The sequence below is a fragment of the Bacillus sp. BHET2 genome, from assembly GCF_005938125.1.
GTDB lineage: Bacteria > Bacillota > Bacilli > Bacillales > Bacillaceae_B > Rossellomorea.
In genome coordinates this window covers 104,220-118,920 of sequence record NZ_VCQN01000005.1, presented here as the reverse complement: position 1 = coordinate 118,920, position 14,701 = coordinate 104,220, and the positions used below count along the sequence as shown (strand labels likewise).

Here is a 14,701-nt window from a genome sequence, read left to right as displayed (position 1 = left end):
ACAAGTTAGGGGTTTAAGCATGTTAGAAGACAATAATCTATTCAAGCACCTTTTTGATCAGGAAGAAACGTTAACTGATAAACAACAGAAAATAGTAGAAGCAGCCATTGAGATGTTCGCTGAAAAAGGCTACGCCTCTACCTCTACCAGTCAAATCGCAAAAAAAGCCGGCGTCGCAGAAGGAACTATCTTCAGGCATTACAAAACGAAAAAGGATCTGCTTCTTTCGATTGTATCGCCAACGATGGCAAAGCTGATTGCTCCATTTGTAATCAGGGATCTCAATAAAGTGCTCGATGCAAAATATGATCGGTACGAAGACTTCCTGAAAGCGATGATCCTGAACCGCCAGGACTTTCTGAAAGAAAACATGACTGCTTTTAAAATTTTAATACAAGAAATACCTTTCCACCCTGAACTCAAGGAACAATTCAAGGAGCATATCGCTGAAAAAGTGGTCGAGAAATTCATACGACTTGTCGATCTTTACAAAGAGAAAGGTCAGATCATTGACCTACCTTCTCCAGCCATCGTGCGATTTTCAGCTACCAGTATCTTCGGATTACTCCTAGTCAGGTACCTCTTCCTCCCTGAAGCCGACTGGGACGATGAGAAAGAGATCGACATGACGGTGCAGATGATTGTGAATGGGATTGGGAAGGGATAAACGTGAAAGAAGGACTCCAAATGAGGATTTTGGGGTTCTTTTTTCATTTATAAATAGACGCTTACTCCTTCCATGATCAGTTTATTTTCAATTCCAGCCTTCTTATTTTCAAATTCCAGAATTTATTTTTAATTCTCCACCATATATTTTCAAATCTATGAGTTTATTTTCAAAACCACCTTCTGTTTCTCTCCTCCCCCAAACGGGTAAAATGTACTAACCATTACGAGGAGGTAGAAAAATGAGTTTCCTTTTTCATGAGAACACACTGAAAGATCAACACATCCTTATCACCGGAGCGACTGGCGGCATTGGATATCAAACGGCGAAGGTAGCCGTTCAGGCAGGTGCAAATGTCACAATCACAGGCAGAAATGAAGAAAAACTGAAAGAACTGAAAAACGAATGTGGGAATCCAGATAACGGCTTCCTATTTAAAGCGGATCTCACCAGTACGGAAGACCGTCAGCAGCTACTATCCGCAGCAGAAAAGCAGCACGGAACCATTACAGGCCTTGTAAACTCAGCCGGGATTGGCGGCGGGGATATGGTGGAGAGTCTGTCCGAAGAAGATCTGCGAAACATCATGGAGTTAAACTATTTCTCACTTGTCCAGCTCTCTCAGGATGTCTATAACCAGATGCGGGGGAAGAAAAGGGGTGCGATCGTCAATATCTCCTCCCTTTCCGGCCTAAGAGGAACCCACGGAAACAGTGCGTACAGTGCCTCCAAGTTTGCGGTGACCGGTTTCACCCAAGCCTTTGCCCATGAAGCAATTGAGCACAACATCAGAGTAAACGCCATCTGTCCCGGTTATGTCGATACGGAAATGGGGAGAAACGCGATCCAATCAAAAGGTGAACGTGCGGGCAGAACGTATGAGGAACAATTGGAGATCGCAAAGGATAGCATCCCTTCAGGAAGATTAACTTCCCCTGTTGAAGTGGCGAACACCATTGTGTATTTGTTAAGTGATGCGGCAGAGAACATTGTCGGGGAGTCGGTGAAAATCTCAGGGGGCAGCGTCATGCGCTAATGCATAAGGAAAGGGCAAGGATATCTCATCCTTGCCCCATTTTCATTCCTCTTCCACAGGAGTACCTTCCTGTATTTTCTTTTTGATCTCATCAATGTATTTCTTCTTTTCTTTTTCGTTGGTTAGTTGATGACTATTTTTATCCTGAAGATATTTTTGTAACGCTTTTTCTATTTCTTCTTGAGAAGCATCCTCGGATATCACACCGGTCTTCTTTAGCATCTCTATGATCTTCTCATCGTTGGCTATGACGTCTAAATTGGTTTCTGTCGCAGGTGCTTCCGAATCTACTTCAGTTGAATCCTGCTCATCCTTGACCGGTTGTTCACCTCCCGCACACCCACTTAGTAAAATCGGAACGAGAAGCAACGGGGAAATCCATTTTCCAAACATGTCATCACTACCCTTTCATAGAGACTTATAGTCCTGTATTCTATATTATATAAACCAGCATTCAATCCCTTTAATCAATAAGAATTTAGTTAATAAGTGGGTGAAAAGGGAAAATTAGTGCATTCATCACTTACTTCATTCTGTAATTTATGATTTAATAGATAGTACTATGGAACGATAGTTAAGAAGAAGGTTGTGGAATGAGCCCCTCCTGATTCTTTATAAAGTAAAAGCTGAGAGAGTTTTCTCCTCTTTTTTTTACTTCAAAATCGAACATACGTTCTATTGGTGGTGAAAAAATGGATTCGTTGATTAGTAAATTTTATCGTCATTATCCTCATCTCAAACAGAATAAAGCCGTTGATTCCTTTATCAGCCAAAGGGAAAATCAGAAATTAATAGAAGATTTTTTACAACAGCCGAGTGCCTATAAGGAAGATTGTTTAAACGAAGCCTTTAAAGCCCATTACTTTGATATCCGATTTACTTCATATGTCAGTTCATCTCTTTATTTTCACAGTGTGAACTTCGACAAACATGCAAGGAAATATAGTGAACGCCATCCTTTAACGCTGGACTACACAGCCGATCAGGAGGGGGGATCGTTTATTGATCTCGTACCCGATCCTGCTTCTGACATTGCCCCTTTCACCAATTTCTCGACCTTAACAGAGTGTCTGGAAAATGAGGAGCTATTGCATGCATTTGAAACGTTGACAGACAAACAAAAACATATCCTCGACTTAGCTTATGTGCAGGAATTCAGTGATACAGAGATTGCAAGGGTTCTTGGCGTTTCTCAACAGGCCGTCTCGAAAACCCACCGAAAAGCGTTGAACACATTAAAATCCATATTAGAAAAAGGAGAATTTTAACTCATGGGAATATTATATGATCTAGTGAAAGAAGCACAGTGCAATTCAGAATATGAAACGAACGTCATCCAAACATTCGAACCGAAGATAAAGAAATCATTGTACTTAACCAGGATGGAAAACAGGGATGATCTCGAACAAGAATTGAAAATGAAAGTGATTGGGTATGTCAGGGATTATAAATTGGAAAATGTGCCGGGGTTATTCGATTTAAACAGAAAATAAAAGAGGGACGAGTGCTCCCAAATTATGTGAATGATGTGAATCTCTTAAAAGAATCAACCTCTATTACCGGATTGGCAAACGTCATGGCAACAAAAATCAGGAAAACGCTAAATCTCTGACTATCATCACACGCAGGCTTTGGCCTGCCTACACTAAGGAGGAACTACAATGGATTATACCGTATTTGTTCAATTGCTCGGAAATTTCGGGTTCCCCATTGCCGTCACACTCTTTCTATTGGTTAAGCTTGAAAGGAAATTGGAACAGCTGGAACTCGCCATTCATACTAATCAAAATCGTTTAATGAAAATCGATAGAATCTAGTGATTTCGAACAAGCAACATCCCACCCTCCTACATACACCATAGGAGGAGGTGATTTCTATTAAAAAAATCATTTTATTTTCAGATACTGGTATAGATGATGCGATTGCCTTGATCTATGCCTTAAAAAACCCGAGTATCGATCTATTGGCGATTGTGAGTGGGTTCGGCAACACCGATCGAAACAAAAGCTATCGGAATGCTGCTTATTTATTAAACTTGGCTGATCGACATGAAATTCCGGTCATTGCAGGGAGTTCACGGCCTTTAAACGGGGTCGAACCCGAATACTTTCCTGATATTCACGGGGTTGAAGGACTCGGACCTATTTCTCCACCTGTCCCCGAGGAGCGATATCGAACCAAAACCAACTTTAGCAAGCTGTTTAAATTGATCAAGAGCCATCCTGGAGACATTACAATTGCGAATGTAGGTAGATGTACATCTCTTGCCATTGCCTGGTTGCTGAGTCCTGAGGTCATGGGATTGGTGAAGGAAACGTACATCATGGGCGGCGCGTTTCTCGTTCCGGGGAATGTCACTGAAGTGGCCGAGGCAAACTTTTTCGGAGACGCACAAGCCGCGAACATTGTTTGTCAAAACTCTCCCAACTTGACCGTTATTCCCCTTAATGTCACTCGACATGCACTTCTTACTCCGGGACAGGTTGATTTTATTGATTCCAAAGCCGTGACGCCACTTGATCTAATCATCAAACCCTTACTGGACTTTTACTATGAGGCTTATCAGCAGCTAGAGCCTGGGATCGCCGGCACTCCTCAGCACGATTTGTCTGCTGTAATGGCAGCCGTTCCGATAGACGGACTGTTCACCTTTGAAAAAAGAGAAATCCGCGTCCAGCATGAAGAGAGCTATGCCAACGGATTAAGCATCGCCGATTTCAGACCTGGAAGCTCGGACTGCTTTGGGACAGGCTGTTCACAGGTCGCTGTCGGGATCGATGAAGATGTATTTCTGACTAATGTATTAAAGATATTAACCAGAGAAGAAAAGTAAGAAAAAAACATGAAACCGTAATCCACAAAGGTTTCATGTTTTTTCTTTCCTAAAGAGTATAGGACAATCTCGGATCCGGAAAACCTTAGAGTAAGGAGGAGATGTATATGAATACATTCGAAGTACTATCTCTGATGCTCAGCTTTGGAATGTTTGTGATTGCGATTCTTAAATATAAAGACAATGATGAAAATAAGAATTCATAACACGCTTTGTTGCGTGTTATTTTTTTTAGATATAAAACCTCCCTCCATTAAATGAAGAAGGTTTTCTCCTTTTACTCTTCCATTGTCAGTGACTTCAAATCCACTTTATACAACGTATCATCATTCTCACGGGGTATGCCGCGCCCATCGGTGTTATTCGTTACAAAGTAAAGGGTATCCCCCTCTACCAGCACATCTCGGATCCTGCCAAAACCGGTCAGTACATCGGATACTTTCTTGGTTTCTGTGTCAAATCGCTTCACACTTTGACCAGCGAGAGACGCAAAGACTAGATCACGTTTCCACCTATCCATTCCTGAGGGGGCCCATGAAGGCTGTCCTGAATGGGCAAGTGGGGAAATCAACGACTCCCCCTTTTCATCTCCTGTAATCTTCGGCCAGCCATAATTGTTACCTGCCTTAATCAGGTTGACTTCATCAAATCCATTCGGACCGTGTTCAGTTTCATACAGGTCCCCGTCCTGATTCCAGACGAGTCCTTGGGGATTACGGTGCCCGTAGCTGTATACGTATGAGTCCTTAAAGGGATTATCCTGTGGAATCCCACCATCAAGATTCATCCGAAGAATTTTCCCACCTAGGTAAGCGAGGTCTTGAGCCTTGTCCTGCTTGGTGGCATCCCCTGCTGTAATGTAAAGCTTATCGTCGGGACCCACGTCAAGCCTGCCACCGTGATGAAATTGACCACTTGGAATTTGGTCCAACAGCACTTTTTCCTCTGTCCATTGGCTTGCCATTCGTTTCAATACGACTACCCTGTTATAGGGGGTGCCCTCGTCATCATACGTATAATAAGCATATGCCTGCTGATTGGAGTTGAAGTCCGGGTGAAGTACAAAACCAAGTAGTCCCGCTTCAGGTCGATCCGATAAAGGCTTTGAAAGACTGGTTTTTATAACAGATTTTTTTCCATCCTTTATTTCAACGATGCCACCGGTTCTCTGTGTAATATAGAAAACATCATTCCATTTTTGGATTGACCAGGGGATGGATAGATTCTGGGCAATCACTGTACTTTCGACACTCGGCTTGGTAACGGATTCACTTTCTTCTTGTTGCACATCTGGCTGTCCGGTTGAGCATGCACTAAGCAGCAAGCTAAGACTGACGATGAAGAACCCAATTGGATTTTTACGTTTTCTCATTTCTTTAGCTCCCTTATACACTTTTTTAACCAGTATGGACAACAGACACACTTCTCATTACGTTGCAGGCTGTTGAATGGCCTCCTGTATCGCCTTTGCGACCCCGTCTTCCTTGTTGGTTGCCGTGATGAATGGGCAGAATTCTTTCACCTTTTCCAGGGCATTCCCCATGGCTACCGGTCTCCCGACTACTTTCATCATAGATAGGTCATTAAGATTGTCACCCATTGCCATGGCATTTTCCACTGACAGCCTCTTGTCATTCAAGAGCTTCTCTAGTGCGACTCCTTTTTGTGCATCTACACTATTTACTTCTAGGTTTTCTTTACCCGATGAACTGATTGCTATGCCGGATAGTTCGGTTAATTTCTTGTTTGCCTCTGTTAATTGCTTCTCATTGAAGGAGAAAACAAGGAACTTGTAGACAAGCTTTGAAGAATCCTCGAGTAATCCGTTGTAATCTTCCACTAGCTTGATTTGACCCTTCTCAAATCGTTCCTTGGCTGCTTGTCTCACCTGCTCTTCGGAAACATTTGAATTAGCTGTAGTGAAGATATCAACAATAAGTTCAATCCCCATCTCATAGTTTTCAGTATACGTACCTTGATCCGTATAGATTTCAAAATAAATACCGGTTTCATTTAAGACAGCTGTTATTTCCTTCGCCCGTGCTGTATCAATTTCGGCCTGATAGACGATTTCACCCTTTTTATTTCGGACTTCGGCCCCATTGGCACAAATGATATCGCAGGAGATACCTGCTTCCTGTATGACATATCGGGCTTCTTCATAGGATCTGCCTGTGGCAACCATGACTTCTATTCCCTGTTGTTGCGCATCCAAGATGGCTTGCTTATTGGCTTTACTGATTTCCTGATGTTCATTTAATAACGTACCGTCCATATCTGTTGTGATGCTTGTAATCATACCTGGTCACCTTCCTGTTGTTGAATATTCTTAATTTAGCCATTGTATCACGAAACATTTATCCCTTTGTACTGAATCCCCTCCCCCTTATGAATACCCTGGGAGAAATAGGGTATGAAAATAAAGAGTACATTTGTCGTCTACTATGTCAGGAGGGTTTATTCATGAGTAATCGTACATATTTGAACAAAGTGTTTTGGATTTCCGCTATTATTGTGTCCATTTTAGTTGTGTTTGGGGCTGTTTTCCCAAAACTTTTTGCTACAGGGGCAAACGCAGCCTTCAGTTTTACCACCTATTCGTTTGGATGGTTTTATCTCACCGCTGTGTTTTTCTTCGTGCTATTCCTTATATTCCTTATGGGAAGTAAATATGGAAAAATCCGTTTAGGAAAGGATGATGAACGTCCGCAATATCCTTTCTTCACCTGGATTGGCATGTTATTCTCGGCCGGGTTCGGGATAGGCCTTGTTTTCTGGGGAATCGCAGAACCAATGAGTCATTTCTTTGAGACCCCGATTCCGGGAGTGGAGCCACAAACAGAAGAGGCTGCACGTCTTGCAATGGGGTATTCCTTCTTCCATTGGGGCATCAGTCAGTGGTCAGTCTTTACGATTGTTGGACTAATCATTGCGTATTTTCAATTTAGAAAGGGTGAGAATGGACTCGTATCCACCTCCCTGTCTCCTATGATCGGTCCGGGGAAGCGTGCACAAGGAATTAAGAATACTATTGATATTCTGGCTGTCATTGCAACCGTCATGGGGGTAGCCACTTCACTGGGGTTAGGGATCCTCCAGATCAACGGAGGCTTGAATTCCGTATTTGGAATTAGTAACGGAACGCTGTCTCAACTTGTGATTGTGTTCATTTTACTTCTCCTATATTTAGCTTCCTCGACGACCGGCCTCGATAAAGGGATCAAGTGGCTCAGTAATCTAAATTTATCCTTAGCCCTTCTTTTAATGCTATTTGTATTTATTGTCGGCCCGACGGTATTTATACTAAACACATTCACTCTTGGAGTAGGTGACTATATTTCTAATTTCATCCGTTATAGTTTGCGGCTGACCCCTTACCAGGGAGGCACATGGGTACAGGATTGGACCATCTTCTATTGGGCATGGGTCATCGCTTGGTCTCCATTTGTAGGGGCATTCATTGCCCGTGTATCAAGGGGAAGAACGATAAGGGAATTTATCATCGGTGTCCTGGTTGTTCCCCCGCTGATCGCGCTTATGTGGATTGCTGTCTTTGGTGGAACAGCACTTCACCTTGACTTATTTAATGGCACCTCGATTGCTGAAGGGGTAAACAAAGATGTCACAAGCGCCTTGTTTACAACTTATGGGGAACTTCCCTTCACAATGGCTTTGTCCGTCATTTCCATCTTATTGATCTTTACATTTTTGATTACTTCGGCAGATTCGGCTACGTTTATATTAAGCAGTATGACAACGGGGGGAAGCTTGAATCCTCCAATGGTAGTGAAAATTGTCTGGGGAGTGCTCATTGCAGCGATTGCAGCTGTGTTGCTCCTATCCAGTGGACTCGAAGGATTACAGACCGCTTCCCTCGTCTCCGCCTTGCCATTCACCATTATTCTTATTCTGATGTGTGTGACCTTATTCAGGCTGCTCCGAAGCGAACTGAAAGGGAAGTCCCGTCCAACAAAAAAATGATCAAAGCGCCTGTCCTCTTGTTTATGAGGCAGGCGCTTTTTTCGTTACTATCAATTTCCCCATTCGAATGAAAGGGTTTTCACCTTTTGTTATAGAAGAATAGGGAGGATGGAGATTTTTTAAAGGGGGAGAAAAATGAAAGCAGTTATTTCATTATCAAACAGAATCATGCAGCGTTATTTGCCTGATCCATTTTTATTCGTTGTCATTTTAACACTGGCCGTATTTGGTTTTGGACTTATTTTTACCGAAAGCACGAGTCTCGAGATGGTTCAGTATTGGGGGAATGGCTTCTGGAGCCTTCTTGCCTTTTCCATGCAGATGGTTCTCGTCCTGGTAACAGGGTATGTACTGGCGAGCAGTCCGTTATTTAAGCGATTCCTTGGCTTTCTCGCTTCTTTTGCTAAGTCACCTGGGTCGGCGATTGTGATCGTGACCGTTGTGTCCATGATTGCAAGCTGGATCAACTGGGGTTTTGGCCTTGTGATCGGTGCATTATTTGCTAAGGAATTGGCAAAACGGGTAAAAGGCGTCGATTATCGCTTGTTGATTGCAAGTGCTTATTCTGGATTTGTGGTCTGGCATGCGGGATTTTCCGGTTCCATCCCATTGTCAATCGCGACGGAGGGTCACCCGTTTCAGGATATGATTGGTGTCATTTCTACAAGCGAGACCATTTTTGCCACATCAACACTCATCATTGTCTTAGCATTATTTATCATCCTTCCATTTGCGAACAGAATGTTAATGCCTTCTAAGGAAGAAACGATTACCGTGGATCCTTCTATCTTTCATGAGACGGCTTCCACTCTTGAGAAAGAAACGTTGACACCTGCTGATCGACTTGAAAACAGTATGATCTTATCGATTATTGTCGGAGTGCTCGGGATTGCCTTTTTGTTCTCCTACTTTGTACAAAATGGGTTTGCCATTAATTTAGATATCGTGAACTTTTTATTTTTATTTCTCGGTATTCTTTTCCACGGTACTCCCAAGCGCTTTCTTGCGAGTGTACAAGAAGCGATCAAGGGGGCAAGCGGAATTGTCATTCAATTCCCTTTCTATGCAGGAATCATGGGGATGATGACAGCATCTGGACTTGCTGTTGTCATGAGTGAAGCCTTTGTATCGATCTCAAATGATATGACCTTTTATTTCTTTGCCTTCCTTAGTGCAGGAATTGTGAATTTCTTTGTCCCTTCTGGCGGGGGGCAGTGGGCCGTTCAGGCTCCCATTATGCTCGATGCCGCCCAAACCCTTGATGCTTCTGTAGCCAAGACGGCTATGGCTGTTGCGTGGGGAGATGCCTGGACCAACTTGATCCAGCCGTTCTGGGCATTGCCAGCGTTAGCTATTGCTGGATTAAAGGCAAAGGATATCATGGGCTATTGTGTGATTATCCTCATCATCAGTGGGGTCGTCATTTCCTTAGGGTTATTATTCTTATAATAGAAAATGCAAAGCGCCATCAACTTTGACGGCGCTTTTGCTTGCAGTAATAAAAAAGCTGATCTCAGATGAGACCAGCCGTTATGTATGGAAATCATTATTTATATAGTCGATTATATTCTACCTGACGATGTCCCTTCTCTCTAGTTCCCCTTCTAGCATTTCAATAAATTCTTCTTCCAATCCTTCTTCCTGAGCTAGTTGATAGACATTAGCTAATTGCTCTTCTGTTAGCTTTGTTAAAGATGTCATCGCTTACAACTCCTGACTCTCCAAGGTATGAATTCTTAATACCCTCATAAACAAACGATAAACCTTATTTTCGAAATAAATAATTTATTTTTCAACTTTTTTTACTACTATTTGAACTTTTAAAAAACTTATGTAAAATAGAAAGATAGCGCTTTCTTCCAGTGTACACTATTTGAAAATTTTTTATTTAAACTTTATGTTTCACTTTCATACCCTTCGGGAATACCTACTGAGGAATACATAATCCCCCTTCCCGGAACTTACTATGGACAATTTTATATGTATGCATTAGAATGAATAATGTTTCATTTTCCGTACAACTACTTCTGAGGTGAATTTATGAATCAACAACATCGCTTTACACTAACCAGTCATTTACGATTTATCATCCCTTCCCTTTTGGGAGTTTTTCTATTTATGATACCAATTCCGGGGAAAGACGGAATTACGATTCCAATTGCGGTCTTATCGGGGCTTCTCCAGGATTGGATTGGAAGCTATGTCCCCGCAATTATGACAGGATTGATCATCCTTACTGTGATTGGAACGTTCATCACAAAGCTCATGCATCCAGACTTCATTGAAAAATCACCGTTTTTCACCAGTTTATTTGATGTAAGACCTGTATGGGCCGTTGTAAGAGTGGTAGGGGCCATATTTGCTGTTATGACATTATTTAAATTAGGACCTGAATGGGTTTGGTCAGATGCCACGGGTGGTCTTCTGTTGAATCCTGATGGCCTTCTTACGATTTTATTCTCTGTATTTTTATTTGCAGGACTATTTCTTCCATTATTATTGAATTTTGGTTTACTGGAATTATTCGGTGCCCTTCTAACAAAAATTATGCGTCCAGTATTTGGCCTTCCGGGGCGTTCTTCCATCGATTGTCTGGCTTCCTGGTTAGGTGACGGAACGATCGGGGTACTCCTGACAAGCAAGCAATATGAAGAAGGGTATTATACGAAGAAGGAAGCTGCGGTTATCGGTACGACCTTCTCTGTTGTGTCCATCACCTTCTGTCTGGTTGTCATTTCAGAAGTCGGACTTGGTGAATATTTCATTCCTTTCTATATCACAGTAGCCATCGCTGGGCTTCTTGCAGCTATTGTGCTGCCACGAATCCCGCCTTTATCCCGTAAGCCTGACACCTACTATAACGGACAAGAAGGCAAGAACACGATGGAAGTGATTCCGAAAGGGTATAGTCGTGTTGGTTACGGATATGAGCAAGCCCTTGTCCAGGCGAAGAATAATAACAGCGCATCTAAGTTCATCACTGACGGAATGAAGAATGTACTGGACATGTGGATGGGTGTTGCTCCAATCGTTATGGCGATCGGTACAACGGCTCTGATTGTAGCGGAGAATACGAAGTTTTTCGAATACATCGGTATGCCGCTTATTCCGATTCTTGAACTTCTTCAAATTCCTGAAGCAACAGAAGCATCCCGGTCCATTCTTGTCGGCTTTGCTGATATGTTCCTTCCAGCGATCTTTGGATCTGGAATCGAGAGTGAGTTGACACGCTTCGTGATTGCTTGTTTATCTGTTACACAATTAATTTACATGTCTGAAGTTGGTGGACTGCTACTTGGGTCCAAGATCCCGGTTAGTTTTAAAGATTTAGTCATCATCTTCTTGCAACGTACATTCTTAACGTTACTTGTGATTGTGGCGATTGCTCATATGATCTTTTAACGATAAAGAAACCCAGGTTCGAATCCGAACCTGGGTTTCTTTGTTTATTACTGCTTATGCTCCACTGGAAAGGTGACTTCCACTCGCGTTCCTTCATCTTCCTCTGACTCAATAAGAAGGGACCCTTTATGGTCTTCGATGATTTTCTGGCTAATGGTCAGACCGAGTCCCATTCCTTTCTCTTTCAAGGTAAAGAACGGTTCCCCCAGTTTCTTTAATCGGTCGGGAGGAATTCCTACTCCATGGTCCTGGATTGAAATGGTGAGAGTATTGCTCCGAATGACCCAGTCAACATCAATGTCACCCTCCTCCATAGATTCAATGGCATTTTTCAAAATATTAATGAATACTTGGATGCATTGATTCTTATCCCCGCATACATGCATAGGGGAAGATGGCACTTGAACGTTTAATGTAATCCCTTTGAGAAGGGCTTCATGCCCCATCACCTTGATGACATATCGGAGTACCTCACTCATATCAAAGAGCTTGTATTCTCTCATTTGAGGTTTGGATAAAATGAGTAATTCCCCGACAATCTGATTGATCCGGTCCATCTCAGAGGACATTACAGAAAGGTAATGGTCCGATACATGCTCATTTTCTTCCAACAGTTGAATAAATCCCTTGATACTTGTAAGGGGATTCCTGATTTCATGGGCAATACCAGCTGCAAGTTCCCCGACAACCGAGAGCTTCTCTTTTCGCAATAGCATTTCTTCGGCTATTTTCTGCTGGGAGATATCCCGTCCGATGATGACTAGCCCTTTTCTCGAATGGTTTGAATGAAACAATGGAACTTTAATGACATCAAAGGTCTTATATTCACCATTTGGGAGGTAGAAACCTTCTTCACCTCTAGTCACCTGTCTTACTTTCCAAGTCTCTTCATCGGAGTCGATACAGTAGTCTAAGGCGTCTTTAAAGAAGGGGACTAGCTTCGCAAGATCCCTGTCTGTCTTTCCTACATAATCGATTTCCTCTAAGTCATACAGCTTTCTGCCAAATTGATTGACCTTCAACCAGCGTCCTTCTCCGTCCTTGAAGCAAGCGAAGTCAGGCAGGGCATGAAGAAGGGTGGAAAGCTGGTTTTCTTCTTCCAATAATTTTCTATGGCTAACCATAAACGTCTTCCCCTCTTTCAACAGAAAGATGAGGACCACTACTCCCACTGTGACTGAAAGGAGGGTAAAGATGACGTTCCAGGGTTTTTCAAGCATGAGTACAGCGATGACCTGAAAAATGAATAGAGCCATCAAGGCTATTATTTTTTTGTAAAATGCGTGTTTCATTGTCTCCTTCATCAACGTCACCCGTCTCACTCTTTATTGGTTAAAATAGGTTAAATATATACGGTCCAATTGATGTTATATAAGATCTTCGCGACCAATTTGTGCTCTCTGAAACAACGTCATTGTCCTGAGAAGCACCATATAGTTCATATGTACCACCATCATAATTAAACCAAACCATCGATTCGTACCCATTGGTCTTATAGACAAATTGCATTTTATTCTCGTTCAGAATGGATGCTCATACTTCTAGTAATGGAACTTGTACCTGATAAACACTGCAAGAATGAGTGCCCTGGGTACGAATTTTCTCTTTATACAGAATAACTTCTGAATTTTAGCACAATTTAGAAGTTATTTCACCATTTTCTTCCACATAGGTAGGGCACTTCATTATGATTATAGCACTAGCCTTCTATTTCTGTAAGTATCTGTCACTTTTTGTCGGAAATGCTCATGCATAATTGGATGGTACCTTTTTAACAAATTTCTCAAAAAAAAAGAAGCTGACAACCTTTATAGCGGGCCGTCAGCTTCTCTTCACTCATTACTTCGTTTTTAATTTATCTAACATATCAGCTGTCATCTTAGCTAAATCATATTCTGCCTTAAAGCCCCATTCCTTCATGGCTGCACTGGAATCGATCGCGTCGGGCCAGCTCTTTGCAATGCTTTGTCGAACGGGATCCACGTCATAATCTAGCCTAAAGTCCGGTTGATGAACCCGGATGGCTTTTGCGATATCTTCAGGCGCAACGCTCATAGCAGAAACATTAAAGGAATTCCGGTGCTCAAGCTTTGATCCATCAGCTTCCATCAGATCAATGATGGCGTTAAGGGCATCGGGCATATACATCATATCCATGTAAGTACCGTCACCGATATAGGAAGTATACTGATTGTTCTTGATTGCTTCATAATAAATTTCTACAGCATAATCCGTCGTTCCGCCACCTGGAAGCGTTTCATATGAAATCAGGCCAGGAAAACGAAGCCCTCTTGTGTCCACTCCAAATTTCGTGAAGTAATAATCAGAAAGAAGCTCGCCTGACACTTTATTTACTCCGTACATAGTAGTCGGACGCATAATGGTGTCCTGAGGAGTTGAATCTTTAGGCGTTGTTGGACCAAATGCACCGATTGAACTTGGTGTAAAGAATTGACACTCTAACTCCCTTGCCGTTTCAAGGGCATTCACTAATCCACCCATGTTCAAATTCCATGCAAGTAGCGGCTTCGCTTCTGCAGTTGCAGATAAAAGAGCGGCTAAGTGAATAATGGTATCCACATTGTTCGTTTTAGCTATATCAAACATCTTTTCGGCATTGGTGACATCAAGCTGTTCAAATGGACCATTCTTTACGACCGGACTATCCGTTTCACGAATATCCGTTGCAATTACGTTATCTGAACCATATACTTCACGAAGCTTATTGGTGAGCTCAGAACCGATTTGTCCCAGTGCACCTGTTACTAAAATCTTTTTCATC

The 14,701-nt window shown here is 42.4% G+C and carries 16 protein-coding genes; 10 read left to right on the top strand and 6 right to left on the bottom strand.

Annotated elements, in window-relative coordinates:
- Window positions 1–19: 19 nt before the first annotated feature.
- Complete coding sequence (locus tag FGG79_RS17660; protein WP_138780764.1) at window positions 20–667, top strand: TetR/AcrR family transcriptional regulator; 648 nt, start codon at window positions 20–22, stop codon at window positions 665–667.
- Between the two features lie 241 nt (window positions 668–908).
- On the top strand, window positions 909–1,703 hold the full coding sequence (locus FGG79_RS17655; RefSeq protein WP_138780762.1) for an SDR family NAD(P)-dependent oxidoreductase: 795 nt from the start codon (window positions 909–911) through the stop codon (window positions 1,701–1,703).
- Window positions 1,704–1,745: 42 nt separating this feature from the next.
- Here FGG79_RS17655 and FGG79_RS17650 read toward each other — a convergent pair whose 3' ends face one another.
- The gene (locus FGG79_RS17650) at window positions 1,746–2,096 is read right to left on the bottom strand and encodes a hypothetical protein (RefSeq protein ID WP_138780760.1); all 351 of its coding nucleotides are present in this window, start codon (window positions 2,094–2,096) and stop codon (window positions 1,746–1,748) included.
- Window positions 2,097–2,395: 299 nt separating this feature from the next.
- On the opposite strand from FGG79_RS17650, the gene FGG79_RS17645 reads away from it, so the two are divergent.
- The 5 genes from FGG79_RS17645 (at window position 2,396) to FGG79_RS22205 (ending at window position 4,742) form a co-directional block, all read left to right on the top strand.
- On the top strand, window positions 2,396–2,971 hold the full coding sequence (locus tag FGG79_RS17645; RefSeq protein ID WP_138780758.1) for an RNA polymerase sigma factor: 576 nt from the start codon (window positions 2,396–2,398) through the stop codon (window positions 2,969–2,971).
- A 3-nt stretch (window positions 2,972–2,974) separates the two neighbouring features.
- Window positions 2,975–3,196, top strand: coding sequence for a hypothetical protein (locus FGG79_RS17640; protein WP_138780756.1), 222 nt, complete (start codon window positions 2,975–2,977; stop codon window positions 3,194–3,196).
- A gap of 168 nt (window positions 3,197–3,364) precedes the next feature.
- The gene (locus FGG79_RS17635; protein ID WP_138780754.1) at window positions 3,365–3,520 is read left to right on the top strand and encodes a YvrJ family protein; all 156 of its coding nucleotides are present in this window, start codon (window positions 3,365–3,367) and stop codon (window positions 3,518–3,520) included.
- A 50-nt stretch (window positions 3,521–3,570) separates the two neighbouring features.
- Complete coding sequence (locus FGG79_RS17630; protein WP_240794324.1) at window positions 3,571–4,536, top strand: nucleoside hydrolase; 966 nt, start codon at window positions 3,571–3,573, stop codon at window positions 4,534–4,536.
- Window positions 4,537–4,643: 107 nt separating this feature from the next.
- Entirely contained in the window at window positions 4,644–4,742 is a 99-nt protein-coding gene (locus tag FGG79_RS22205; protein WP_220154059.1) for a putative holin-like toxin, read from the top strand.
- Between the two features lie 71 nt (window positions 4,743–4,813).
- Here the strand turns inward: FGG79_RS22205 and FGG79_RS17625 are convergent, their stop codons facing one another.
- Window positions 4,814–5,908 carry a PQQ-dependent sugar dehydrogenase gene (locus tag FGG79_RS17625; protein WP_138780752.1) on the bottom strand — a complete coding sequence of 365 codons (1,095 nt, stop codon included), beginning with the start codon at window positions 5,906–5,908 and terminating at the stop codon, window positions 4,814–4,816.
- A 57-nt stretch (window positions 5,909–5,965) separates the two neighbouring features.
- Window positions 5,966–6,835 (bottom strand): Cof-type HAD-IIB family hydrolase, encoded by an 870-nt coding sequence (locus FGG79_RS17620; protein WP_138780750.1) that lies wholly within the window; start codon window positions 6,833–6,835, stop codon window positions 5,966–5,968.
- A 164-nt stretch (window positions 6,836–6,999) separates the two neighbouring features.
- Here FGG79_RS17620 and FGG79_RS17615 point away from each other — a divergent pair, with 164 nt between their 5' ends.
- Complete coding sequence (locus FGG79_RS17615; RefSeq protein ID WP_138780748.1) at window positions 7,000–8,517, top strand: BCCT family transporter; 1,518 nt, start codon at window positions 7,000–7,002, stop codon at window positions 8,515–8,517.
- Window positions 8,518–8,652: 135 nt separating this feature from the next.
- Window positions 8,653–9,966 (top strand): short-chain fatty acid transporter, encoded by a 1,314-nt coding sequence (locus FGG79_RS17610; protein WP_138780746.1) that lies wholly within the window; start codon window positions 8,653–8,655, stop codon window positions 9,964–9,966.
- Window positions 9,967–10,086: 120 nt separating this feature from the next.
- Here FGG79_RS17610 and sda read toward each other — a convergent pair whose 3' ends face one another.
- The gene (sda, locus tag FGG79_RS17605; protein ID WP_138780744.1) at window positions 10,087–10,218 is read right to left on the bottom strand and encodes a sporulation histidine kinase inhibitor Sda; all 132 of its coding nucleotides are present in this window, start codon (window positions 10,216–10,218) and stop codon (window positions 10,087–10,089) included.
- A 339-nt stretch (window positions 10,219–10,557) separates the two neighbouring features.
- On the opposite strand from sda, the gene FGG79_RS17600 reads away from it, so the two are divergent.
- Window positions 10,558–11,919, top strand: coding sequence for a YjiH family protein (locus FGG79_RS17600; RefSeq protein ID WP_138780742.1), 1,362 nt, complete (start codon window positions 10,558–10,560; stop codon window positions 11,917–11,919).
- A 47-nt stretch (window positions 11,920–11,966) separates the two neighbouring features.
- Here the strand turns inward: FGG79_RS17600 and FGG79_RS17595 are convergent, their stop codons facing one another.
- Window positions 11,967–13,223: an ATP-binding protein gene (locus tag FGG79_RS17595; protein WP_138780740.1), complete on the bottom strand. Its 1,257-nt coding sequence runs from the start codon at window positions 13,221–13,223 to the stop codon at window positions 11,967–11,969.
- Window positions 13,224–13,758: 535 nt separating this feature from the next.
- Window positions 13,759–14,700: an L-threonine 3-dehydrogenase gene (locus FGG79_RS17590; protein ID WP_138780739.1), complete on the bottom strand. Its 942-nt coding sequence runs from the start codon at window positions 14,698–14,700 to the stop codon at window positions 13,759–13,761.
- Window position 14,701 lies beyond the last annotated feature (1 nt).